This is a genomic window from Fibrobacter sp. (assembly GCF_017551775.1).
GTDB lineage: Bacteria > Fibrobacterota > Fibrobacteria > Fibrobacterales > Fibrobacteraceae > Fibrobacter.
Map to the genome: position 1 here is coordinate 17,362 of NZ_JAFZKX010000110.1, position 23,988 is coordinate 41,349.

Consider the following 23,988-nt stretch of genomic DNA (forward strand, 5'->3'; position numbering starts at 1 on the left):
AGTCAGGATGGGTTTCGAACTGACTGGTGCCAAATATAAAAATTACGGCTTGATGTTCAAAGACTTCTCGTAGATGAAGTCGACGTCTTCGGGGCTGATTGGGCCAGGAGCGAGGTCTAGCTTGGAGCGGTTCACCTTCATGGCTGCAGCGAACTTGTCGCGCATTTCCCGCGTGACGGCGTATGTCCCGATGAGGTTCTGGAGCATGGCGGTGAAATCGTCAATGTTCTTGAGACCCAGAAGCGAGAGGATTTTTTCGACATCGCCGGGAACGAATTTCGCGCATACCTCGGTGTATGCGGCAAGGAAGTAGCCTACCGCGGGCCCGTGCGGAACGCCTGCGTTGAGCGTGAGATCGTAGCTCATTCCGTGCGGCAATGTGGTGCTTGTGTGGGCGATGGACATGCCGGCGATTGTCGAGGTGAGCATGAGCTTTTCGTACAGGTTCGCGTCGATGTCCTTGTCGGAAAGGAGCGCGCTTTTGCATTCGCCCCAGAGCCTGAGCCCGTATTCCGGGAACATGCGGTTGAACGCGTTCGATTTGACGTTGAGGATGCTTTCGACCATGTGGGACAGGGCGTCGACGGCGGTATTTACAACTAGGGCCTTCTTTGCGGATGCGAGATACTTCCCGTCGACAAGCGCGAGCGCGGGGAAAATTCTGTGCGGGATGCTTTTCTTGAGATGTATCTTGTGGTTCGTGATGATGGCGACAGGTGTCGCTTCGGAACCCGTTCCGCAGGTGGTTGGGACTGCTACGACAGGCGCATGGCTTAGCGGACGGTTCGGTGCCTTGTGCAGGTCGTCTGCATCTACGCTTGGGTTCGAGAGGAGCAGCGCCGCGGCCTTCGCGGCGTCGATGGCGGAACCGCCCCCGATACCGATTACGAAGTCTGCTTCGAAATCCCTTGCTGCCTGTGCCGCCTTCCTCACCGTGTCCGTAGACGGGTTCTCTTCGACCTCGTTAAAAATCTGGAACGGGATATGCTCCGCATCCAATGCGCCGGTCACGTCGTCCAGGGAGCCGTTTGCCGCGGCGGAGTGGCGCCCCGTCATGATGAGCGCGCGCTTGCCGATTGCCTGAAAATCCTGTGTGTGGTTCTTGACGCAGTCGTTCTCGATGTAGATGTCTGTGGGAACAAAAAAGCGCATGCGTGACTCCTTGGACTTTTCCCCAAATATAGTTCATCGCCTTCCGGTATCGCGAAAATCGCCACAACCATGTGTAATGTTTCTTGCGCAAAAAGCTACATTGGCATACAGGCAAACAAACTTCAGGCAGGTCCGCTCATGGAAGAGACTTTCAAGACTAGAGGCGTATGCGCCACTACAATCCAGTTCACCCGCGATGGTGACAAGATTCGCAACATTCGCTTTACTGGCGGTTGCAACGGGAACCTCAAGGCTATTGCGAAACTCTGCGAAGGCATGGCTGCCGAAGATATCGCGGCAAAACTGCTCGGCAATACCTGCGGCGGCAAGCCCACTTCGTGCGCAGACCAGCTGGCGAGAGCGGTACTCGGGCGCGAACCGTAATATTATATTTAAAGCATGAGCGAAAATAAGATTCCCAATCCGAATACGGTGCACCCGATTGCGGGCTACGACAAGGAAATCTATGTCAAGCCCACCATCAAGAACCCGAACATCATCGTCGGGGATTTTACCTACATTGCGGACTCGGAATTCGAAAGTCACGTGACGCACCATTACGACTTTATCGGCGACAAGCTCATCATCGGGAAGTTCTGCCAGATAGCCGCGGGCGTGGAGTTCGTGATGAACGGCGCGAACCACCAGATGAATGCGGTTTCGACTTTCCCGTTCTACACCCTCGAAGGCTGGAATATGCAACCGCCTGCTGCAAGCGATATGCACTTCAGGGGCGATACCGTCATCGGGAACGACGTGTGGATTGGGCAGAATGCGACCATCTTGCCGGGCGTGCGTATCGGCGACGGCGCCATCATCGGCGCGAACAGTGTCGTCGGCAGCGACGTGGAGCCCTACACGGTCGTGGTCGGGAATCCGGCGAAGCAATTGCGCTACCGCTTTGACGAGGAGTTGACGGAACTGCTCCTGAAATTCAAGTGGTGGGACAAGCCCGTCGAAGAAATCAACGCGCTGATTCCGGTACTCACGAACAGCGATTTGGACTGGGTGAAAAAAGAACTGAAAAAGAGAATGAGCGACGAGTAAACTTTGGGTGGGAACGAAGTGTCGTTGAAAAGAAAAAGAGTCACTTGTCTGCTTGTCGTTATCGCCATCCTTGCGGCTTCTTTTCTGGTGATGGACTGGCTGCTCTTTTTCCGTTGTGGCGCGGTCGAACAATGCCTCGTTGGGGGGAGCGCTTACCAGAATGTCGCGAAGTTCGCGGTCACGGTCATCGCCGCGCTTGTCGTTTTCCTCATCGGCAAGGATTGCCTTTCTTCAAGGGACAGGACGTTCTTGCAGGCGGCATTTGTGATGGCTGTATGCGCCGATTTCTGCATGAAGATTGTTTCCGGCTACGCCCTGGTGGGCATCGGCTTTTTTATGGCGGTGCAGACGCTGCTTATCGTTCGGCATACGCGTAGGAACGATGGCGACAACAGTTTCCCGCGGATATTGTGCATCCCGTTCGGTGCGGGGTTGCTCGCGGCGGCGCTTGCCGTGTCGGGCGTATTCAGTGGCCCGAAGCTCCCGATAGTGGCCGCATACGGCGTGTTCGTCATCTGCTCGCTCATTGCTGCCTGCGGGGCTTCCCAAAAAGGCTTTTTCCCCGCAGGGAACGCGCGGCAAATCAAGTGGGGGATGATTCTGTTCTTCTGCTGCGATGTGTGCGTTGGCGTTTCGGGTTTGGTCTCGGCAGACCATAGCGTCCAGGAAGTTGTCGCCACGGTGGCGCACAACCTCGTTTGGATGTTCTACACTCCGGCGCTTGTCCTGCTTGCCCTTAGCGGCTACAGGCAGGACGCCTGATTACTTGTACGGTTTGCTGTCCAGCGGTTCGGTGCAGCCCCATTCCTTGGCGAACTCCTTGAATTTCTTTTTCAGCACGAGCTTGAACAGGAGTTTGATCAGTATGCGGAACGGACACGGAATCTGCTCCGGCCCGGTAAACTTCTTTACCTCCGGCGCAAGGAAACCGCCTTTTTCGATGAAGTATTCGCCCATGCCGCGGTAGGGCAACAGAACAGCCTTGGTCTGTTTCTCGTTGAACATGCGGATCATGAAGCTTCCGCCCCTCACGAGGCATCCGCCGTAAGTGCAGCCGAACTGTGCGGGTAGCGATTTCAGGAACTTTTCGCCCAGACGGAGCTGGTGGCCTTCTTCGAAACCGCTGTGCAGCATGAACGAGAGCTGTGCCGGCTGCTGGCGTTTCGTGGGGAGCGTTTCCAGAAATTCGAGCAAAGTGCCGGGGACGCATTCCACATAGAGCGGCAATGCAATGATGATGCGGCTGTTTGTCATGAACGCTTCGCGCGCGGCGTCCCACTCCGAACGGTTCGAAAGCGAATAGAGCTCGTAGGTGGCTTTCGCTTCGTCCAGCCCCTTGGTGAACGATTGCAGAATCTTGTCCGTGTTGCTGAACTTTCTGGCGCGCGGGCTTCCGTTGATGATGACGATGTGCTTGATTTGCGTGAAGTCGTTCGGTGTTTTGGCTTGCGCGATTTCGCGCGAAGTCTCGACTTGTTGAGCAGCGCTGCTTGATTCCTTGTCCAGCGCAATTACGCCAAGCGAATGCCCGCCGATGTTTGCCGCCGTGCGTTCGCACCAATCTTCGAGCAGTTTCTGGTCTCCGTTGCCTTTGTAAATCAGGCCCACGTTCATCGCATGGTAACGTAGCTCATGGCGCATCCATCCGCCGCGGAACGTGAGGTACATGTTCAGCATCGGCATGATGCGGTCCAGAACCCTTTTGCCGCGGTAATCGACGAACCCGAAGCGGGTATCCGATACAATCCACAGGTTGTCCGTTTTCACCAGCTTCTTGACGATGCTTTCGTAGTCGTCCTTGATGCTGCATACGCCCGGAGTCTTGAGCCAGCACTGGTTACAGCCGATGCAGTGCGCAATTCTCATGCTTGCGGTGTTTATGATTTCGACTTTGGTGCCCTTGCCCGCGACAATCGCATTGATCTGCTCCGAGTAATCACCCGATTCCAGTGTGTTCAATACTAAGGTCATATGCATTCCTTTTTTGTCTTTTAATATAACATAAGAAAATCAACTGAGCTTGTTTCCCAACCAGTGCGCAAATCTCAGGTTTGCCGCAATGGTTGCAAGCCCGATTGCCGCCAACAGGGCGATTTTCCCGTAACTTGTTTCGCCGCAGATGTTGTCTATGCAAAAAAGCGAGTAGGGAATGAGCAGGATAGACGTGATAAGCCCGGGAATGTAATCCCTTACGATGATACCTTGAACAAGATGGATAACAAAATGGATGGAGAAAGCCAGGAACAATGCAATCCACAATTCATTGGCGTACGGCCCGCCGACGAGAATATATGCTGTCGCGATGAGCAACAGTACCAGCTCTTCAAGGACGGCGATTGAGAACGCCTTGGTCGAAAGGCCGCTTAAGTGAAAGACGATGCGCTTGGCTCTTGGGAATCTCCTGAGCAAATCCTCCTTGTGCGTCGACATCCATTTGTGTTGCACGACGATTTCTTCAACGTCATGAACGATGAATGCGAGAGGGAAGGAAATAATCAAAAACAAGTCCATAGGGAGTCCTAGTACATCTATCATCATATGTAACACTTCTGGTTGTAAAAAGTGTCACCGCCAGATAAAAAATCCACCCCAAAAGGTATGGGGTGGACTGTAGGTGCTATTCTATGGGAATCTGGATGACCGAGAGCCATTTTTCGGGGTCTTCTTGGTTCCAGGCTCCGTCGATATAGCTGGTGCGGGGTTTGCCCGCGATTTTGTAGCCCTTTTCTTCGATATAGCGGAATGCTTCGATGAACGACTCGTAGAATCGTTCGTAAGGGCCGACGTGCTTCATGCAGAGCGCCTTGGGCACGGCCGGAATGCGCTTGAAATGAATGATGTCGCTGTCGGTTCCCATTTCTTCTACTTGTTCGCAGTATTCGATATCAACATCTGTCGGCGTGTATTCCTTGTTGTGCTCGATGGTAAAGCAATAGCCGGGTTTGGGGCACTTGCAATTGAGGCGCTTCATCTCGGGGCCGATTTTCTCGTAGCACATGGGGCCAAGCGCTTCGAAGTTGGGGATGATTTCTCGATGACTTGCCACGATGATTTCTGGCAGAGGCTGGACACTGAATTTTTCCATGGTGTTCATTTCCTTTAGAGAATTCTTCCAGTTGAGCAGTTGGTCGCGGCGGGCAATCAAAAGTTTTAGTTGCTTTTCCGTTTCCTTGATTTTCTCTTCCATCTGATGGATGTTTGGCGTGTGCGAGTTATCTTCGTACAGTTCCTTGACTTCATCCAGCGAGAATCCGAGCTTTTGCAAGTCGCGGATATTTTGCAACTTCTGCATCTGATCGATACTGTAGTAACGGTACCCCGTCCAATTGTCCACGTCGTGGGGCAATAGCAGACCTTTCTGTTCGTAGTGACGCAAGGTTTTTACTGTCACTCGCATCAACTGGGAGAACTCTCCGATTTTAAGTTTGGTTTTGTAGTTTGTCATCGTACGATTTTGGTTAGGATTCGAATCTGCTATAAATATAAGGCCAGCCCTAAGGGACGAGTCAAGAGGGAAATGTCAAAAAGACTAGAAAAAAATCGCCGTGGATGCCGGCGATGTTTTCTATTCGAATATTTTTGCGGTTCCCTACATTCTCGCAGCTTTCGCTCTACGGCGGAAGTGCTCGATAAGCGGGGCCACGGTTTCCTTGAAGTCGTCGTGCGTCTCGATGCGCACGAAGTCGATGGACATGCGCTGGAACAGTTCCTTGGTCGCCTTGCCCTGGCGCTTGGCTTCGCGGGCGAACGCTTCGCGGAAGGCTGCATCGCCGGTGTCGATAAGGAGCGTCTCGCCGGTTTCGGGGTCCTCGAGTTCTACGAGGCCCGCGGGCGGGAGTTCCATTTCGCGCGGGTCCACCACGGAGACCGCAAGCACGTCGTGGCGCTTGCGCAGGATCTTGAATGCGTTCTCGAAACCTTCGTCCAAGAAGTCGCTCATCACCACGACGACGGCACGACGGTTCAGAATCTTGCCGGCATATTCCAGCGCCACCTGCGTGTTCGTGCCGTGGTGCTGCGGCTTGAAGTAAAGGATTTCACGGATAAGCCGCAGCACGTGCTTGCGGCCCTTCTCCGGCGGGATAAACAGTTCGACCTGGTCGGTGTAGATTAAAAGCCCCACCTTGTCGTTGTTCTTGATGGCGGCAAAGGCGAGCAAGGCGGTGAGGGTCGCCATGACCTCTCCCTTCATCTGCTTGCCCGAACCGAATTCCGAACTGCTGGACGCGTCGACCATCAAGAGCATGGTCATTTCGCGTTCTTCGATAAACTTCTTCACATAAGGCGTGCCGGTACGTGCCGTCACGTTCCAGTCGATGGTGCGTACGTCGTCGCCCGGCATGTACTCGCGGACCTCGCTGAATTCCATACCGTTCCCCTTGAAGGAACTGTGGTAGGCGCCGGTCATCACGGTGTCGAGCGTGCCGCGAACGGAAAGTTCGATGCGGCTGACTGTCTTTAAAACTTCTTTATCAAGCATTTGCCTAGAATATACAAAAAACTGCGCAGAAGAACCAGAAGTCATGCTGGCCCTGCCCACCGTCATGCTGACGCTTGGTCACCCTGAGGACGCTCAGGGCAGCATCAGAAATAAACCTTCCGGCCCTGCCCTTCGTCAGGGTGACGATGGAACAAAAAAGCCTCCGGCATTACTACCGGGGCTTGGGTATTTTAAGGAGAACGATGAATGGAGTATATCTATGAATCGCGGGTTAACCGATGGTCAACTTGCGAGCCGCGGCCTGAGCCTTTTTCGACAAGTCGAATTTCAGGATGCCGTTTTCCAGCGAGACCTTGATGTTCTCGGTGTCGATGTCGTCGGCAAGCCTGAAGCTGCGCTCGAAGGTGAACTTTTCGTCTTTGCTGCGGACGCGCGTCGCCTTCACGGTGATGATGTTCTTTTCGACCTGGATGTCCATGTCTTCTTTCTTCACGCCCGGGAGTTCGACTTCCAATGCGAAGCCGTTTTCGGTCTCGTAGTAGTCGGCCTTCGGCGTGTAGGTGCATTCGCCCTTGGCGGCTTCGGCGTTCAAGTTGTCAAGGAAGTTCTGGATACCATAGAATGCAGTGGGAAGAATCTGAGCGTTGATCATAATTTTACCTCTTTTGGTTGCGGACCCGGTTTTTGGCCTGGCCCATTGTTTCTTGTTCACTCTCCTATAAGCGAACTTCGTGCCAAAAAGGGAATATGACGTACAAATCTGCAAAAACTGTCTTTTTTCGCCGAAAAACGCCACTTTTGTGCCAAAACCATGCCAAACCCGCATCAATCCATTTCATAAAAAAACGCGCCTGTTTCACTCACGAAACAGGTGCGCTTTTCAAAATGAACGGAAAATTTCCGGTGAACCTGGGATAGAACGGGGCTAGAACTGCGTGATAAATTCCCAGGCGGTGGGTGTTGTCCACACCTTGCCGTCGTCGCTGGCGTTGTATGCGTGTTTACCGTCGAATGTGCACCACTTCACGGGGAAGCGCGGGTCGACCGTCTTGTAGTCGTAGCACACATGATTGCCGGTGCCGGAGTATTCTTCGGCTTCTTCGTCTCTGGCGTCAGTGAAGTTGCCATCCGCGTCAGGTTTTCCGTTGTTCTTCAGGATCCTGTCGCGGGCACTGCGGCCGAGTTTGGGCGTACAAAGTTCGTCTCCCATGCCGACAGTCCCCATCCAGGCGATGGGAAGTCCCTTGTTCTTGGGCAAGTAAATCACTTGGTCCATCGTGGCGAATACCACCACGCCGCGCAGGCGGTCCTGGAAATCCTGTGCAAGGGAGTTACTGAACATGGCGCCGAAGCTGAACCCGACGGAGAACACGCGCGATGTATCGACGCAGAGGTTCTCGTTCAGGTAGGTGAGGAATTCGCCGAAGAAGACGTGGTCCTTGTCGTCCCCGCATCGCCATGGATTCTCTGTTTCTTTCCCGGATCTATCTGTTTCGGTCGTGTAGCCGTGCGGCGCCACGAAGATGGTGTTTTCCTTGGCGCCCGACTGGTTGCGTAATCCGTAGTAGGATTCCCTCTTTGCCACAGCCTCGGCGGAACCGCCCATATAGTGCATGCCGAACACCAGGCGGTAGGGCTTGTTCTTGTCGTAGTTCTCGGGCATGGTGAGATAGACTTCGTGCTCAACGCCGCCGCCTGTGAACTTGAAGTAGTCCTTGAGCGTATTGTCCTTGCCACAGCCCTTACTCGGGGTGGGGGCGTTACCCATGGCATAGCCGAATGCGTAGGTCTGCTCGGTGGCTGCCGCGGTGAGTTTCAGTTCGAGAGTCGTGTCGAGCGTGGTGAGCGGGACGGTGAGCGTGTCGAAACCTTCGGCGACAACCCGGAGCGCTTCATCCTTCTGGATTTCCTTCAGCAGGGCGCGGCCGCTCTCGCTGAACGTGGCGCTGTAGTTGCCGTTCGCGGTAAAGCGGATGGCCTGCTTCGCGCTGCCTACGGAGACCTGTGCCACATAGGCGCCCCTGGCCTTCACGCCGGAAGTGAGGTCCACCTGGCCGGAACCGTAGAGGGTCTGCTTGAATACCTGGTTGCCCATGAGGTCGAAAATCCTGACCGTCACGGGGGAGTTCCCGCTTTGCGAGAACGAGAGTATACCGGAATTTATGCTGATGAAGCCCGGAGTGTGCGAGGCTGCGATGGCCTCGGGCGGTGTGGATTCATCTTCATGAATGGAGAATTTGCCGTCGTTGTCCGTGACGGTCGATTTGTTCTCCTTGATGAGGGTGACTTGCGCCCCGGCAACGGCCTTGTTCGAATTGTCCTTGACGGTTCCGCTGATAGTATATGCGGAAGCCGCAGTGAATGCTGTTGTCAGCATGACAGGAATAATAAGTGAGTATGCTCTCCTCATGTCGACTCCTTTCCCATACCCTGTTAAGTGTGCCCCTTTAATTTATAAAAAAAACATACAAAAAGATTGCGATAATTAAAAGTTTACGGGGTTTCAGTCGTAATTTGTCCAAAAAAGGCAAAAAAAACATAAAAAAGTGAACGGCCCCCGTTGCCGGGGACCGCTCTGGGTTTGGTTATGGAGAGTACTATCTAGAACTGTTCGAAGAATTTGTGAACTTCTTCGGGGACCCAAGTGTTCTGCCAGTTGCCGTTGTCGTAAGCGGTCCACTGGTGCGGTCCGTTCCAGCTGCAGAACTTGACCGGGAAGCGTTCGTCAACCGTCGTGAAGTCGTAGCAGAGGTGACCGCTGCCGCCGACTTCCTTCGGAGTTTCAGCGCTGGCGTCAGAGAAGTTTCCGTCGGCGTCAGCCTTTCCGTTGTTCTTGAGGATTCTCTTGACGGCGCTGTTCTTGGCGCGGTTATAGTCGCAAGTACCGTCGTTCTTGCCATGCACGGCCATCCAGGCAATCGGCTTGCCCTTGTTCGTCGGCAGGTAGATGTTGTAGTCGGCGGTGGCGTAGACGGCCACGGCGCGGATGCGGTCCTGGAAGTCCTGTGCGAGGGAGTTGGTGACCATGGCGCCGAAGCTGAACCCTGTCACGAACACGCGGGAGGTGTCGATGCAGTAGTTTTCTTCGAGGAGCGTCAGGAGTTCGCCAAAGAAGATGTGGTCCTTATCGTCACCGGTGCGCCACGGCATAAAGTCGGTATCGCCACGCGGTGCAACGAAGATATAGTTGTTGTCCTTGTCGAGGTTCTGCTGACCATAGTACGGACTCGGGTGATCCTGGTCCGGAGTATGGTTCGTGAAGTCTTCGGCGTTGGAACCCATGCAGTGCATGGCGAAGAGAATCTTGTACGGTTTGGTCTTGTCGTAGTTCTTCGGAAGCGTTATCCAGAATTCGCGATTGAGGCCGGCGCTCGTCATGCCGTACTTCTTGGCGTTGCTGTTTTGGCCTGTGGACTGGAGCTTGGAATCGACACCGCAGCCCTTACTCGGGGTCGGGTCGTTCTTCAATGCATAGCCGAACTTGTAGGTCGGTGCGGGCGGCACGGTCTTCTTCAATTGCACGTTGACGGTCGTGTCGAGAGTGCCGAGAGGTACGGAAAGCGTGTCGAAACCTTCGGCGACAAACTGGAGCGTTTCACCCTGCTGGATTTCCTTGAGGAGGGCGTGTCCCTGTGCGTCGAAGGAAGTGGCGTAGCTGCCGTTCGTGGTGAAGCGGATGTTCTGCTTCGCGCTACCCATGGTAACCTGCGCGTAGTAGGAACCCATCGCGTTCGTGCCCGTGCGGAGGTCGACTTCGCCTGCGCCGTAGAGCGTCTGGTTCAGCACCTGGTGGCCGACGGCGTCAAAAATCCTGACCTGTACGGGTGCGTTGCCGCTCTGCGAGTAAGAAAGAATACCGGAATTGATGCTGATGTAACCGGGCTTGACGGCGGATGCCTGAATCCCGATAGGCGGTATTTCGGCCTCGTCTTCGTGGATGGTGTACTTGCCGGCTTCGTCAGTCGTGGCGTTCTTGTTTTCCTTGACAAGAGTTACGGCTGCGCCCTTGATGGCCTGGCCGTCTTCGTCAGTTACTTTACCGGATACTGTATAAGCAAATGCAGAACTTACTGCAAGTGCAGAAATAAACAACGGAAGATGTTTCATCTTCGACTCTCCTTTGTTGTGCTGAAACCCATAACACATGGTGAAAATAATCAAAAAAATTAGAAAAATGCCGTTTTTTTGCAAAAAAGCCATGGACAATTTATCCATAGCTTGTAAAATGTTTGTTTACAAATGCAAAATCTAGTCGAGTTTTCCCTGGTACAGGTCGAGAATTTTGCGGGCGAGGAGGCTCGAATATTTGGCGTTCACGAGGGTCACCTGGGCCTTTTCGAGGTTGTTCTTCTGGGTGAGGTAGTCGGTGTAGGTGAGGGCGCCCGCGTTGCGCTGTTCTTCGGCGACCTGGAGCGCCTCGGTTTCGGCCTGAACCTGGAGCATGGCGGCCTTCCACTGGAGGTCGGCGCTCACCGCGTTGACGTAGAGCTTCTCGACGCTGTTCTCGAGGCTTTTGGCCGTCTCCTGCATGGAGAGCCGGGACTGCGTCTCGTTGACCTGGGCAAGCAGGACCTTGTTTTCGGTTGCCCCGCCGTCGATGATGGGGATGTTTATGCCCAGCGAGATGGAGTTCTGCCAGCCTTTCTTGAGCTGGTCACCATAGGCGCCGGATTCCCAGGCCTGCAGTCCGGTGCTGGAATTTGCCCCGAGGGTCACCGAGATGGAGCTGCCCTTGCCTGCGACTTCGGTATTCTTCTTGGCGGCGCGGATGGCGATGCTGTCGGACTTGAGGCCCGGGTGCGCTTCCTTGACGGCACCCTGCAGTTCGGCGAGCGTCGGCAGCGCCTCGATGGAATCGGGACTTTCGATGGCCAGTTCCGGAGCCGCGACCTCGAACTCTTCGCCGTCGGGCAGTTCCAGGAGCTGGCGGAGCGTCGTCTTCGCCGTGCTGACGGAGAGCTGCGCCGAGAGTTCGGCGACCTGCTTCTGCAGCACGTTGGACTGGCTCTGCGTGAGGTCCTTCTTGGTGATGGAGCCCGCTTCGAAAAGTTTGCCGAAATGTTCGAATTCTGCGGTGGAAAGTTCGACGGACGCGTGCGCCGTGCGCAGGTTCTCGCTTGCGGCGAGCAGGTTCATATAGGCGTTCAGCACGCTTTCCTGGACGTTGCGTTCCGTCTGCTTCGTCTCGAACTTTGTCGCCTCGCGGTTGAGGCGGCTCGCTTCCACGTTCAGGCTGCGGGAACCGCCGTCCCATAGCGTGTACGAGCCCGAAATGCCCACGCTCAGGCGGTAATGGTCTTCGTCGTCGACAAAGGGATGGTCGAAAAGGGTGTTCTGTATGCTGGCGGAGAGGGTCGGGTAACGGCCGACTTCTGCCTGTTTGACGTTAATTTCGGACTGCTGCTCGCGGAGTTTCGCGGATTCGAGCGAGAGGCTCTTTTCCTTTGCCTGCTTGAGGCATGCGTCGAGAGTCCACGTGTCTGCGTGTACCACTGCCGCCGTCGCGATAATCCCGAGAATGATTGCCTTCGTGTTGTTCATGCTATTTAGATGCGCGGGGACGCAAATCCGTTGCCCCGGGATGATAAGATAATAAAAAACGAAAAAGGCCCGACAATGCGGACCTTTTTCGAGTGGACGGTACTGGATTTGAACCAGTGACCTCTGCCGTGTGAAAGCAGCGCTCTAAACCAACTGAGCTAACCGTCCGAAAGAGTAGCGCAAATATATAAAAGGAATTGCCGGTTGTCAAGGGGTTGCCGCTTCGCGACCGTTCCTTGGGCTAACCTAGTTACTGGTCGCTAGTTTATAGTTTGGCGGCGTAGCCGCGATTATTTAAACTAATAACTAGTAACTATTGACTAGTAACTGCACCGCAGGCGTTACAGGTACTTGTCCTCGGCGGCGCGGAGGATGGTCAGGAATTCCGTGGGGGTTTTCGAGGCGATGAGGTCCTTGCGGACGTTTCCGTCGGCCAGGAGGCGGCTCACGGAAGAGAGCGCCTTGAGGTGCGGGCCCACGGTGTTGCCCGGGCTCACGATAAGGATGAGCAGGTAGACCGGTTCCCCGTCGAAGGACTGGAAATCGAGTCCCTTCTCGACCGTGGCGGCGACCATGCACATACGGTCGACGTAGTCGATCTTCGCATGGGGAACTGCAAGTCCGCATCCGATACCTGTGGAACGGCTCTGTTCGCGGTTCCAGACGGCCTCGAATATCTCGTCCCTGTGCTCGAGCTTGTAGGCATTGCACAAGGTGTCCACAAGCTCGTTCAGGATGGCTTCCTTGGTGTCGCTTGCGGAATTGATCAAGATACAATTGTCGACGAATCTTTCAGAAAGACGCATGTTCCTTATTCCTTGTTTTCTATTCCATGTAATATTTTAGAAAAATAAACGCTTTTTTTGGGGCATTGTAGCGTTTAAATAAGATTTTGGCCGAAAAATGTATGAAATTTGCGAAAAAACTAGAACTTTTGGATAAAACCGAGCGTTTCGAAGGGAGAATTCAGGTTTTCGAGGTTCTTGAGGGCCTTTTCTGAGGAGGCGACGTCTATCTGGCCGGGGGCCTGCGCCTGCCCGATGGAGGCGTACGTGAGGTTCGCGCCTTCTTTGAGCGACCAGATGCGGCTCGCCTTTCCGGTTTCGCCCATCCCGAAGGCGGCGAAAAGTTCGAATTCGTGCGCATGGATGCGGGTGAATTTGTACAGGCGTTCGCAGTCGTTCTCGCTGTTGCTCATGGCGGCGATCTTGAGACCGTCGGCTTTGACGCGCAGGCAATCGCGGGCGAAGTCTTCCAGTTCCTGCTGGTTCGGGATGCGCAAAAAGTTGTGCTGCGAGATGAGGATGTGCGTCTTGCGGAGGTCGGCGATGTTCCTCAGGTCGTGCAGGCAATGCAGACAGTCGTGTTCGAGGTCGAGCCAATCGGGCGCTTCGGGCGCCTTGAGGATCTCGGACCAGCGGGGAAGCCTGCTGTAGGCGAGCCTGTCGGGATATTCGCCGCCATCGCGCTCCAGGCGTATTGTGCCTATCTGCATGGCGTGCGGCGCGACTTTGCGTACGCGTGCCGAAAGTTCGGGCCAAACCTTTTCGTCAAAAAAGTCGTACCGGATTTCGAGCGCGTTGCATGCCTCGATGTCCAGGAATACGGGGTGCATCGGGTCCGCTTCGATCGCGGAGAGCGCTTCTGGGCCGACAAGGCCTACCAGGTATTTTTTTTCGGATTTGACCATGCTGCAAAAGATAGCATTTTTGTGCGGGCCGGTTATGTTGCTCCCTGCGGGGAAAAAGCGATAATAATGCGTAGAAAGGGCGGTGTTTCGCATGGCGGCGGCTGTGCGGTTCTTTCAAGATTTCTAAATTTTGGGCATAAAAAATAAAGGATGCTTTATGGCAGATTGTAACGAGAAGAAAGAAAACCAGGTTCCCGATATGATGAAGAAGGCCGAGGAGTTCCTCGCGTCCAAGCGCCGCATTTTTTTGTGGGGCGGAGTCGATGACGAGAGCGCCGAACGCATCGTGAAGCAGCTCCTGTACCTTGATTCGCTGAACCACGACGACATCGTGTTCTTCATCAACAGCCCGGGCGGCGTGATTTCGAGCGGCCTTGCCATCTACGACTGCATGAATGCCATCCAGAGCGACGTGGTTACGGTTTGCTGCGGCCAGGCTGCCTCGATGGGCGCCGTGCTGCTCACCGCCGGTGCGAAGGGCAAGCGCGTCGCATGGCCGAACGCCCGCATCATGATTCACCAGCCGCTCATCCACGGCGAGATTGTGGCGCCTGCGAGCGACATCCAGATTCAGGCCGAAGAAATGCTGCGCATCCGCGGCATCACGGGCAAGATTTTGGCCGAGACCTCGGGACACACCATCGAGGAAATCGACCGCGACACCGAACGCGACAACTTCATGAGCGCCGAAGAGGCCAAGAAGTACGGCCTTGTGGACAAGGTCGAGAGCCTCGTTTAATACGGAAGTTTTGTAATGGGATTTTTTTCCGCTATCAAGAGCGGGCTTGCCAAGACCCGCGACGCCCTCATGGGCGAACTCAAGGGCATTGTCGGTGCTGGCAAGATTACCGACGATACGCTCGAGGAACTCGAGGAACACCTGATTAAGGCGGACGTGGGCGTGGAAGCCGCGTTCCTCTTGACGGATGCTCTGCGTGAACAGGCGCTGGGCAAGTCGCTTACTACCGAGCAGGTGCTCGACATCATGCGGAACGAGGCGGAACGCCTTCTGAAGGACCCGCCGCCGTTCGAACTCAAGGGCAAGCCGCACGTGGTGCTGGTCATCGGCGTGAACGGCGCCGGCAAGACGACCACCATCGGCAAGCTCGCCGCCCGCTGGATTGGCGAAGGCAAGAAGGTGATGATCGCCGCCTGCGATACCTTCCGTGCCGCAGCCATCGAACAGCTCGAGACATGGGCCGAGCGTAGCGGTGCCGAGTTCGTGAAGCATCAGGAAGGCTCCGACCCTGCGGCAGTGGCGTTCGACGCCTGCCAGGCCGCCGTTGCCCGCGGGTGCGATGTGGTGCTGATTGACACCGCGGGCCGCCTGCACAACAAAGATTACCTGATGGAAGAGCTCAAGAAGATTGTGCGCGTGGTGAAGAAGGTGAACCCGGATTTCCCGCACGACATGTGGCTCGTGATTGACGGCAACACCGGACAGAACACCATCAACCAGACGAAGATTTTCAACCAGAGCTTCCCGCTGACGGGCCTCGTGGTCACCAAGCTCGACGGGACCGCGCGTGGAGGTGCGGTTCTCAGCATCGCGAGTTCTCTGCAGATTCCCATCCGCTGGATTGGCATGGGCGAGCGCATCGACCAGCTCGTCCCGTTCAGCAAGGCCGAATACGTGGAAGGCCTTTTCGAGAACGCGCTGGAAGAGCAGCCTTAGCGCGGGGAACCTTCACGATGATGCGCCGGCTTTCCTCATTCGCCTTGTTCGCCGCATTCGCGGTTGCTGTCGCGACTGCTCCGGCGGTGCTTGTGGGGTGCGGGAACGATGCGCCTACGCCCGATGAACGGCTCGTGAGCGCCTATGTCGAGGTGCGCATGGTGGAACAGACGTACGGGGGCGAATCCCCGGCGGCTCGGCTTGCGCGCAAGACCGTTCTCGAAAAATACGGTTATACCCGCGAATCATTTGCTGCGGCCTGCGACAAGGTGCTGGATGACGAGACCATGTGGGTGCCCTTCCAGCAGGCGGTTGTCGACCGCATCGACTCGCTGCTCGGGATTCCGAAGGCGACGAAGGACCCGAAAAAGAAAGAGGACAAGAAATGAGCCGCAACGTCGTGAAATGCGCAAGGATTATGGCCGCGGCGCTACTCCTTATGGCGTGCGCCTCCTTTGCCGCCCCGAAGAGCCAGCCGCTTGTCAAGTGGATGGACTATACCGCGGCGCTCGAGAAGGCGAAGAAGGAACCGAAGCTCATATTCGTGGACATGTATGCGGACTGGTGCATCCCGTGCCGCGCGATGGACGCGACGGTTTATTCCGACCCGTCGGTCGCTTCGCTTCTGAACAACAGGTTTTACGCGGTCAAGCTCGATGCCGAATCGCAGGATTCCATCGTGTGCGACGGTCAGAAGAAGACGGTCAAGCGTTGCTACTTCGATGTGTGGGAATTGAGCGTGTTGCCGGCCTTCGTTCTCGTGGCGCCGAAAGGTCTTACTATATTGACGGTATCGGATTCCATGAGTCCGCAAGATATGAAGTCTCTTCTTTTGCAGTTCTTGATTAAAGAAGAGGAGTGGATAAAAAGATGAGCGGTGATGTCTATTTCTATTTGCAGGTGGCGTTCTGGGCGCTAGTGTTCCTGCTGGCGCTGTGCTACGGGATTTTCCCCGTGACGCTCCCGTTCGTGAGCGAACTGTTCAAGCGCCGCCACCGCGACATCGACGAGAACTTTGAACTGCCGAACGTGTCGCTTTTGATTTCGGCGTATAACGAGGAAGGCGTCATCGAACGCAAGATCCAGAACATTCTGGAAATTGACTACCCCAAGGAAAAGCTCGAGGTGCTGATTGGCGACGACGGTTCCGCCGACCGTACCGCGGAAATTGTCGCAAAGTACGCGGACAGGGGCATTACGCTCGTGAAGGCTCCGAAGAACGCGGGCAAGGCGGCGATGCTCAATCGCCTGCATAAAATCGCGAAGGGCGAAATTCTCGTGTTCTGCGATGCGAACACGATGTTCTTCCCCAATGTGGTCCGCAAGCTCGTGGCGCCTTTCGAAGACCGCAAAATCGGTTGCGCCTGCGGGCACCTTATCCTTTCGGACAAGAGCGGGAGCGTGCTCGGTCAGGGCGAAAGTTCGTATTGGGACCTGGAATCCGAAATCAAGAAGTTCGAGGGAATCCTCGACAGGCTTATCGGCGGTAACGGAGCCCTTTACGCCATCAGGCGCGAGCTCTACACGGAACTGCCCGTGAAGAAGAGCGTCATGGACGACTTCTTCATCACCACGAAAATTCTGCAGAAGGGCGGCTACTGCACGTTCGTCTCCAGCGCCATCGGTACGGAACAGACCTCCAAGGAAAGCATCGGCGAATTCCGCCGCAAAGTGCGCATCGGCCGCGCGAATTTCAACTACCTGTGGTCTTACCTGCCGCTGCTGAACCCGTTCCGCCCGCTGCTCGCCTACCTGTTCTTCTCGCACAAGATCCTGCGCTGGTTCTCTCCGCACATCCTTATTCTCTTGTTTGTGCTGAACGCGCTGCTGCTCCCCTGTGGCGTGGTGTACTGCGTGAGCTTTGGCCTCATGCTGATTACGACGCTCCTCTGCGCGATGAAGGTTGTCCCGAGCGGTTATTACTTCATGTCGATGAATCTCGCCCTGCTGAAGGGATTCTTCCTTTCGTTCTGCCGCGAAAAGAGCGGCGGGTGGGCGCGCGAAGCCCGAACTGATGAGTGAGCCTTTTAGGCGGCTGTCGAAGAAGTCGCTTTTGACGGAAGGGAATTAGGAATTATATTTTAGCTGGAGTATCCGCGGTATGAAAAAATTCCTGGCAGCCATCTTGTTCTCTATTGCATTCACCGTCGTTCCGGCGAACGCCTTCACCATGGACCTGCAGGGCGGTATCGCTAACCACGTGAGCGAACTCACGAAGTTCAACATGAGCTTCTATGGACATTGGTGGTACCCGATCGACCAGATGCTCTTCGTGGGCGTCGGCGGCGGTTACCAGGAACTCGACAACGTCGGGTACGTTCCGCTTTCTGGCAGCCTGTGGGTGCGCCTCCCCATCGGGCGGCAGGTGCTCCCGGTAGCGACCGGCGATATCGGGTACATGATTGGCAAGCGTCACCAGATGTTCTGGCGCGCGGGCGGCGGAATCGATATCAAGAACGGTGACCTTTCTTCCATCCTGGTGATGGCCGGGTACCAGTTCCTCAACCATGTCGGGCATGGGTACATCTATTTCCACGCGGGAATTCTCGTAGAAATTTAAAACAGCTGCCGACGCCGATGGCGCCTTTGATTTTTTTTGGGGAAAGTATGAACTTTGCAAAAACAACCGCATGTGCTTTTTTAGCGCTTGTCGCAATTGCATCTTTTGCTGCAAAACCTGTAGGTAGAGGCAAACTGAATTCGCTTAAAGAAACATTATTGAAAAAAGGAAAGCCGTTCCAGATAAAATATGCTGGTGGCATCGACATGGGTGAGTACATGGATGATGACGAGGATTCTGAAAGGACTGTTTTCTTGCTTGATTCTCTAGTGAAAGCGCAAAGAAACAATCCTCTTAAAAAACAGGGGCGTTAACATATGAGAATTTTTGTTTCTATTTTGCTTCTAACCATCTCTAGCGCATTATGTGCGGAGCGAAATCTAGAGTGTTCCTCGTTTGAAAAAAATGCAACAGTGATGTCGGATGATGTAATTCGATCGTTGAGCAAGGTTGTTGACGATTCACTTTACTCAAGATGGAAAGATAAAAACTTTATTGTTGACTACAGGCATTGGTATGCTTGTGCTTGTGCCTGTGAGGATAAATATGAGCTTCAGTCAAAAAAAAATCAAAATTTAAGTTGGATTTTTAATTATTGTGCTCTCCCGGATTCAATGGTTGTCTTTTATGAGGACAGCTTGGAATACATGATTTTAAGGAAAAATGAAAAACTTTATCTTATGATAGAAAAACTAAAAGATGAAATTGACAGATACGATAGTCTTTTATGTGATTCTGCTGCATCTTTTGGGCGCGGCTTTATTTTTAAATGAATAAATACATCCTTCTGTTTTTTTTAACTCCAAATAGAGAGAAATAAAATCTATGAAGTTTTTTTGGGGGGATTTCTTTCTTTTGATTGCGATAATTTGTGCAATAAAGACAAAACATATTGGTTATAATGGATATAATATGGTAGAACATTAAGTGATCTCGAGTGGTCTGAACCGAAAAAAAATGGTAGATTACATTATGGGGAAGAATGATAGTTACCGAGAATTTTATGATGATAATGAAATCTGCAGAGAGAGGGATAAAAATTTTTATCACGCTTTTCTTTATCTTTTTGATGCTTCTAGAATACTCTTGCGAAAATGGGGGCCGTTATCCCGTTATGAAAGAGAAGCAATTAGTTGAAGATATGTTCAAAGAAAAAAAGATAGAATGTGAAATAGCGGCAAAGGAAATGTCCTGGCTCGAAGAACCTATAGATGTATCTTTTTGGAAAGTATTTATCCTCGGCTATCATGGAATGTACCGCGTATATGATGTTCTGTATACAAATGAATTGGGAAGAAAAAATAAATTCATTACATATAAGTTTCCATTCACATATGGACTTGATGTTCCTGTTGAAGAGACCTCTCTTCTCTTTGAAGAAACTCGCGATGCGATTAAGATTTATTATGATAAAGAACCTGTCGGTGGCTTTGTTGTTGAAAACAACCCTTTTTCCAAAAAGATTCTATTTGAGCAAAAGAGTAATTTCAATGATATTGTAAGAACTGATGAAGCGTGCTATTACTGAAAGAAAGGATGACTATGAAAGAAAAAAGTTTAATTGATAGGTTATTGTCCTTGTCTGCATCAGTAATGCTGTTTTTATTTTCATTGCGGTATATTGTATGTTTCTTTTATTTTGAAGAAAATACGTTTTGGTTTACTATACTTTGTTTTTCTGGATTTCTGTACTTGTTGTCTTCAATTCTTTTGATGCTTGATTTCTTTAATGTGAATTTAAAATGTGTAAAAGGAAAATTTTGGCTTCCCCTGTTTTTGGCAGGTTTTATTCCAAAGTGCCTTATCCTTTTTCTTGTGCCCGCTTTTCAACTTGCCCCTTTTTTCCTTGAAGAACTTAAATTGTTCGGTTAAAAAATGAAATGTTTTTCTACTATATTTAACCTTAATTGAAAAATATAAAATTATTCATTGGAATAAGGAATCGAATTTGCCCCGAGCAGAATTTTAAGCAGGCTTGTTCTTGTTTGGTTAATTGTGTTTATTGGTTGGTGTTAATTTTAAGGCTGTTGAGGATTGTGCGAATGAAATTCCGATTAAATAAGAAAAACATTGGAGAGCCAGTACGTGAGAAATATTAAAAAATTTTCTTTTGGAAAGAAAATAATTTATTTAGTGCTTTTTTTTCTTGTCATTATTTCGTGTTTTATTTTTAAAATAAAACAATTTTCATTTTGCATGGACTTAAAGAATTGTCCAATTGACAATGGAATCTTATTGTATGAAAATTATTTGGACTCATTAGAGTTGTTTATTGTAAAAGGTGGAGAAGGGAATGCAGTGGATTATTTTTTGTATAATGGATTTCAAATTTATTGTGTTTCCGATACATCCTCTTCAATATTGAACCCTCAAGGAGTGTGGGATGGCAAATTTGAAGGTTCAAGTCTTGTTTATTTAAGACCATATATTGCAGATGATGTTTTATTACTCAGAATTAGGAAAAAGTTGGATTTATTTTATTTGGTCGAAATAAATGAAAACTTGGTCGATGTTACATACCAGTTCTTCACAACTCATAGTTGTGGTAAAAAGTTTGTTAACTAACTAAATAAAATTTTGTATTTTCCAATTATGACAATATAGAGGAAAATTAATTAAAGACTACTGTTTTTGATGAAAGCGACTGTTTTTAACAAATATGTTTATCTGTTTTGGGAAAACCTCACTAAAATAGGTGTGGTTTTGTTTACGCTGGTATATGTTTTCTTTTTAGGCATGTGTTGCGGGACCGAATACTCTGAGGGACTGCCTTACACTCTGTTGAAGTCTCGAGACACTGATGGTCAACTTTCCTCTTGTGAAATTGAAGGGAGAAAAATATATCATTACAAGAAAACGAAAAAGATTGATGGCTTGCAATATTATTATCGAGGCGATAAAGACGTTAAGGATGAGTGGGGGCTTGTGTATGAAGATGAAAAAGGTCACCATCCGTTAGTATCTGTTTTAGTCCCCTTTCAACAATCGTCTGGTTTAGTGTTTTTCGTTTTCGATAAGCCCAATGAGTATACGGTCTATTATTATTTAAACAAGGAGGGTGATCAAATTGACAGTATTTGGGTTGACGTGCAGCCCTTTTCGAAAGAAGTTGTGCTCAGAAAATTAAATCCGCCTGATTTTAACGAACCGTATATGGAGAATGCGACTTGTTTTGTAGATAGGGGGCAAAGATGATATCAAAAATATTGTCCATTCTGTGTATTTTAGCGCTGTGTGTCGATGCTGTAATTGAGATTCAGCATTTTTTGTTGGACGCCTCTTTTGATAGTTTTAGCTTAATTTGGGTAATGCGTTGTTTTGTTATTCTGCTTATGATTGTTTCGGCTGTAGCCCTGTTTGTTGAAACGATAAATGTACGTGTTCGGTTTTTACCAAGAAAGCTATGGCTTGTTCTTGTTTGGTTAATTGTGTTCGTTGGTTGGTGCCAATTGTAGTGCCCGCCGAATTGATGCAAAAATTGCAACTTTAAATCGTAAAAAGCTTATAAGCTCCTGAAAATTTCCTATGATTGGAGTGGTGTTACAATTTTAAACCATAATCATATTGTATGTGGATTAGTATTTAATTTATGAAAATATTTGAAGCCATCCTTAAATTTTTAATAGTACTTGGTTTTATTATTGGAACAATTTTGTGGTATTTTATTTTGCCCGGAACAGATAAAGGGGTCGATAACTTCCTCAAATCTATTCCATCAGAAGAAAAGATGGAAAGAGTATGTAAAATTGAAGGCAAAAAGGTGCAACAAAACAACGAGAGATTACCTCCTAGTATGTTGAACAGATACTTTAATGGAGGTCATTGTTTTTATATAGAAAGTTCGTTTTATTATACAGATACTACAAAGTCGAACGAGTTTGGCGAAATTTTAAACTTTCGATCTCCGCTCATTTGTAATGGCCTTGGTGGTCTTTCAAAGATTGCCATTGAGGAATACCCTGACAAATTTATTTTCTATTACACAAAAGAATCACAGGATGGTTTCTCCGTTATTCATAACCCGTTTTCTAAAGAAATCGTATTTGAGCAGGTATCTGATTCAGAATTGAACAAAATTGAAAATAAACTTTGTGAGTTTGGAATATGAAATTGAATGTTTTGACAGATAAGGTTCTTTCTGCTCTATGTTTTTTTGTGTTGTCTATAGATGCAATAAGGGATTTGTATTTTTATATCTGTTATCGCGAACAATTTTTTGCAAAGGTTCTTTGTGCTTTTTCAAGCTGTTTTTATCTTGTCTCTGCCGTGTATCTTGTTCTTGATCTATTCGGTGTAAAGAACGTTCGTTCATATATGTGGATGTGTTTTTTTGCATTTGGTCTTGTACTAGATGCGCTGTATTATTTGATTGCTATTGTTGCTAGTTGACCTTAGATTATATAAGTGGATGGAATATTCTCCGCTTGAGAACGCGTGAACTATTTTAATCCGATTTTCGGAATGGGAACTTCAGAATGTTTTATTTTGTGATTTATTTTATTGCAAGTATTCCTTTTATTGCCGTGTTTCAAATTCATGTTTTCGCATTGAATAAAACGAAGAAATTTAAGTTCTGGCATTTTTTTTACAAATATTAACAGCCCCTATTAGTGTTTTTTCTTTTTTTGGTCCAGCTTTTTTAGGACTTTGTATAAATGATTCTGAGATTAGAGAAGGAATTGCTATTTACACGACTTCCTTAGTTAGTCTGTTTAACATGAGCGTTTTTTTTTATGAATTAGTTAAATATGGAAAAGAAAAATATAAGAAGTAACTGGATTATGTAGAAGTTCAATAAGAGAGCCGCATGGTAGCTATATCCATAGCTGAATTTTCCCCAAAAGGTCGCCCCAAGCGCCTGAAAATTCCTATGATTGGAGAGGTATGCCTGTTGAATTCATGCAATATCCTCCGCTTGAGAATACGGGAGTATCCGGTGATACTTTGTTCAGGCTGACGGTTGCCTACGACTACCGCAGTTTCGGCGAGCAGGTTGTTCTCTCGGAACCTGCCGACAAGGTGACCGAGAACTTCACCGGCAAGGAACTGGATGACGAAACCGTACCGAACTACTTCGGCGCGAGATATCTCGACCCGATTGATGCCGATGCCACTTATATAGACAACTATTCTGGTCAAATTGAGTGTCAAATAACAGGAAAGTTTAATGGCAATTCTAGTCCTGCACAGAATTTGCTACATGAAATGGTTAGTCATGGCATTCCAATAATGTTAGATGACAGAGATTCCACAGCATCTGCTGTTGAAGAGGAACAGAAGGCTGTTGATGGTGTTTTCCCTGTTGATGTACCTGATCATATAATAGACCGACGTTATGAGGAATAATGAAAATCTTTCTACAGCTAATCATACTTGCTTCTTTAGGTGAGTTTGCATATTGCAAATGTGTTGGCCGAATAGAGGACAATATCCCTAGTGGTATTATGCTTAAAATACAAAGCAATCAAAAAGATGGGCAATGCTGGACGAATGCAGTTGGTTATATCTATCAATTAACGGAAAACGAAAACAATATATTTATAAAACTGTTGCCCCCAACAGGTAAAATAGTTGGTAATAATACGAAGGAAGTATGGCATGTAGAATTTCACCGTATAAAACCAATTCAAAAAAACGATTATGTTGTTCTTGAATGGAAAAATATGGGGAAAAAGGCGAATAATCAACATGATTTTCGTAGAGATAATTTCGCTCCTATCGATAGGATAAAGAAGGGACAAAAATTGATTATAGATATACCTTGTCTCGACGAAAAAACTGCTAAAGAAGCGCGGCCTTTTAATATATCAAAACCTTTGTATCCGACGCTTCGTTGTGAAATTGCTCCGGCTGACAAGGATTATTTTAGCGAATAAAAATTC

29 protein-coding genes and 1 tRNA gene are annotated in these 23,988 nt (G+C 50.2%); 18 read left to right on the forward strand and 12 right to left on the reverse strand.

The genetic code is table 11. The features are described 5' to 3' along the window. Positions 1-42: 42 nt before the first annotated feature. On the reverse strand, positions 43-1,152 hold the full coding sequence (locus tag IK012_RS12850) for an iron-containing alcohol dehydrogenase family protein (protein ID WP_290955238.1): 1,110 nt from the start codon (positions 1,150-1,152) through the stop codon (positions 43-45). Between the two features lie 138 nt (positions 1,153-1,290). On the opposite strand from IK012_RS12850, the gene IK012_RS12855 reads away from it, so the two are divergent. Genes IK012_RS12855 through IK012_RS12865 form a run of 3 tightly spaced genes read left to right on the forward strand, consistent with a single transcriptional unit; the run spans position 1,291 to position 2,961 of the window. After that, positions 1,291-1,536, forward strand: a complete 246-nt coding sequence (locus tag IK012_RS12855) for a TIGR03905 family TSCPD domain-containing protein (protein ID WP_290955240.1) — start codon at positions 1,291-1,293, stop codon at positions 1,534-1,536. A 15-nt stretch (positions 1,537-1,551) separates the two neighbouring features. Continuing rightward, positions 1,552-2,199, forward strand: a complete 648-nt coding sequence (locus IK012_RS12860) for a CatB-related O-acetyltransferase (protein WP_290955242.1) — start codon at positions 1,552-1,554, stop codon at positions 2,197-2,199. Positions 2,200-2,223: 24 nt separating this feature from the next. Next, complete coding sequence (locus IK012_RS12865) at positions 2,224-2,961, forward strand: lysoplasmalogenase family protein (RefSeq protein WP_290955243.1); 738 nt, start codon at positions 2,224-2,226, stop codon at positions 2,959-2,961. On the opposite strand, the gene IK012_RS12870 is transcribed toward IK012_RS12865, so the two are convergent. The 11 genes from IK012_RS12870 to IK012_RS12920 form a co-directional block, all read right to left on the reverse strand. Then, the gene (locus IK012_RS12870) at positions 2,962-4,170 is read right to left on the reverse strand and encodes an NAD(P)H-dependent oxidoreductase (protein WP_290955245.1); all 1,209 of its coding nucleotides are present in this window, start codon (positions 4,168-4,170) and stop codon (positions 2,962-2,964) included. It abuts the gene before it with no gap. Between the two features lie 39 nt (positions 4,171-4,209). Next, positions 4,210-4,737, reverse strand: a complete 528-nt coding sequence (locus IK012_RS12875; protein WP_290955247.1) for an HXXEE domain-containing protein — start codon at positions 4,735-4,737, stop codon at positions 4,210-4,212. A gap of 79 nt (positions 4,738-4,816) precedes the next feature. After that, positions 4,817-5,644, reverse strand: coding sequence for a MerR family transcriptional regulator (locus IK012_RS12880; protein ID WP_290955249.1), 828 nt, complete (start codon positions 5,642-5,644; stop codon positions 4,817-4,819). A 144-nt stretch (positions 5,645-5,788) separates the two neighbouring features. Beyond that, positions 5,789-6,679, reverse strand: a complete 891-nt coding sequence (locus IK012_RS12885) for a DUF58 domain-containing protein (protein ID WP_073115520.1) — start codon at positions 6,677-6,679, stop codon at positions 5,789-5,791. Positions 6,680-6,911: 232 nt separating this feature from the next. Continuing rightward, complete coding sequence (locus IK012_RS12890; protein WP_290955251.1) at positions 6,912-7,292, reverse strand: Hsp20/alpha crystallin family protein; 381 nt, start codon at positions 7,290-7,292, stop codon at positions 6,912-6,914. A gap of 273 nt (positions 7,293-7,565) precedes the next feature. Further along, positions 7,566-9,017 (reverse strand): carboxypeptidase regulatory-like domain-containing protein, encoded by a 1,452-nt coding sequence (locus IK012_RS12895; protein ID WP_290955253.1) that lies wholly within the window; start codon positions 9,015-9,017, stop codon positions 7,566-7,568. A gap of 224 nt (positions 9,018-9,241) precedes the next feature. After that, positions 9,242-10,747, reverse strand: coding sequence for a carboxypeptidase regulatory-like domain-containing protein (locus IK012_RS12900; protein ID WP_290955255.1), 1,506 nt, complete (start codon positions 10,745-10,747; stop codon positions 9,242-9,244). A 141-nt stretch (positions 10,748-10,888) separates the two neighbouring features. Further along, a complete protein-coding gene (locus tag IK012_RS12905) occupies positions 10,889-12,181 on the reverse strand; it encodes a TolC family protein (RefSeq protein WP_290955257.1) in 1,293 nt (430 codons plus the stop codon). A gap of 93 nt (positions 12,182-12,274) precedes the next feature. After that, positions 12,275-12,349, reverse strand: a tRNA-Val gene (locus tag IK012_RS12910). Positions 12,350-12,522: 173 nt separating this feature from the next. Next, entirely contained in the window at positions 12,523-12,987 is a 465-nt protein-coding gene (locus tag IK012_RS12915) for a PTS sugar transporter subunit IIA (RefSeq protein ID WP_173379630.1), read from the reverse strand. A 119-nt stretch (positions 12,988-13,106) separates the two neighbouring features. Next, positions 13,107-13,871, reverse strand: coding sequence for a type I 3-dehydroquinate dehydratase (locus IK012_RS12920; RefSeq protein WP_290955259.1), 765 nt, complete (start codon positions 13,869-13,871; stop codon positions 13,107-13,109). A gap of 157 nt (positions 13,872-14,028) precedes the next feature. On the opposite strand from IK012_RS12920, the gene IK012_RS12925 reads away from it, so the two are divergent. From IK012_RS12925 to IK012_RS12995, 15 genes are all read left to right on the forward strand, one after another. Then, positions 14,029-14,610: an ATP-dependent Clp protease proteolytic subunit gene (locus IK012_RS12925; protein ID WP_173379628.1), complete on the forward strand. Its 582-nt coding sequence runs from the start codon at positions 14,029-14,031 to the stop codon at positions 14,608-14,610. A gap of 15 nt (positions 14,611-14,625) precedes the next feature. Continuing rightward, positions 14,626-15,546, forward strand: a complete 921-nt coding sequence (ftsY, locus tag IK012_RS12930) for a signal recognition particle-docking protein FtsY (protein WP_173379627.1) — start codon at positions 14,626-14,628, stop codon at positions 15,544-15,546. A gap of 17 nt (positions 15,547-15,563) precedes the next feature. After that, positions 15,564-15,935, forward strand: coding sequence for a hypothetical protein (locus IK012_RS12935; protein ID WP_173379626.1), 372 nt, complete (start codon positions 15,564-15,566; stop codon positions 15,933-15,935). After that, positions 15,932-16,420, forward strand: a complete 489-nt coding sequence (locus IK012_RS12940) for a thioredoxin family protein (RefSeq protein ID WP_290955263.1) — start codon at positions 15,932-15,934, stop codon at positions 16,418-16,420. The genes IK012_RS12935 and IK012_RS12940 overlap by 4 nt, the downstream gene beginning before the upstream one ends. Continuing rightward, complete coding sequence (locus tag IK012_RS12945; protein WP_290955264.1) at positions 16,405-17,568, forward strand: glycosyltransferase family 2 protein; 1,164 nt, start codon at positions 16,405-16,407, stop codon at positions 17,566-17,568. Before IK012_RS12940 ends, IK012_RS12945 begins: the two co-directional genes overlap by 16 nt. A 79-nt stretch (positions 17,569-17,647) precedes the next feature. Further along, entirely contained in the window at positions 17,648-18,106 is a 459-nt protein-coding gene (locus IK012_RS12950) for a hypothetical protein (protein ID WP_290955265.1), read from the forward strand. A 47-nt stretch (positions 18,107-18,153) separates the two neighbouring features. Further along, complete coding sequence (locus IK012_RS12955; RefSeq protein WP_290955266.1) at positions 18,154-18,420, forward strand: hypothetical protein; 267 nt, start codon at positions 18,154-18,156, stop codon at positions 18,418-18,420. Positions 18,421-18,423: 3 nt separating this feature from the next. Continuing rightward, entirely contained in the window at positions 18,424-18,879 is a 456-nt protein-coding gene (locus tag IK012_RS12960) for a hypothetical protein (RefSeq protein ID WP_290955267.1), read from the forward strand. Positions 18,880-19,118: 239 nt separating this feature from the next. After that, on the forward strand, positions 19,119-19,634 hold the full coding sequence (locus IK012_RS12965; RefSeq protein WP_290955269.1) for a hypothetical protein: 516 nt from the start codon (positions 19,119-19,121) through the stop codon (positions 19,632-19,634). Between the two features lie 668 nt (positions 19,635-20,302). Beyond that, positions 20,303-20,671 carry a hypothetical protein gene (locus tag IK012_RS12970; RefSeq protein ID WP_290955271.1) on the forward strand — a complete coding sequence of 123 codons (369 nt, stop codon included), beginning with the start codon at positions 20,303-20,305 and terminating at the stop codon, positions 20,669-20,671. 69 nt (positions 20,672-20,740) lie between these two features. Then, positions 20,741-21,301, forward strand: coding sequence for a hypothetical protein (locus tag IK012_RS12975; protein WP_290955273.1), 561 nt, complete (start codon positions 20,741-20,743; stop codon positions 21,299-21,301). Further along, a complete protein-coding gene (locus tag IK012_RS12980; protein WP_290955274.1) occupies positions 21,298-21,561 on the forward strand; it encodes a hypothetical protein in 264 nt (87 codons plus the stop codon). The genes IK012_RS12975 and IK012_RS12980 overlap by 4 nt, the downstream gene beginning before the upstream one ends. 134 nt (positions 21,562-21,695) lie before the next feature. Then, complete coding sequence (locus IK012_RS12985) at positions 21,696-22,214, forward strand: hypothetical protein (protein WP_290955276.1); 519 nt, start codon at positions 21,696-21,698, stop codon at positions 22,212-22,214. Between the two features lie 776 nt (positions 22,215-22,990). Further along, on the forward strand, positions 22,991-23,452 hold the full coding sequence (locus tag IK012_RS12990; RefSeq protein ID WP_290955277.1) for a hypothetical protein: 462 nt from the start codon (positions 22,991-22,993) through the stop codon (positions 23,450-23,452). After that, positions 23,452-23,982, forward strand: a complete 531-nt coding sequence (locus tag IK012_RS12995) for a hypothetical protein (protein WP_290955279.1) — start codon at positions 23,452-23,454, stop codon at positions 23,980-23,982. The genes IK012_RS12990 and IK012_RS12995 overlap by 1 nt, the downstream gene beginning before the upstream one ends. Positions 23,983-23,988: the final 6 nt, after the last annotated feature.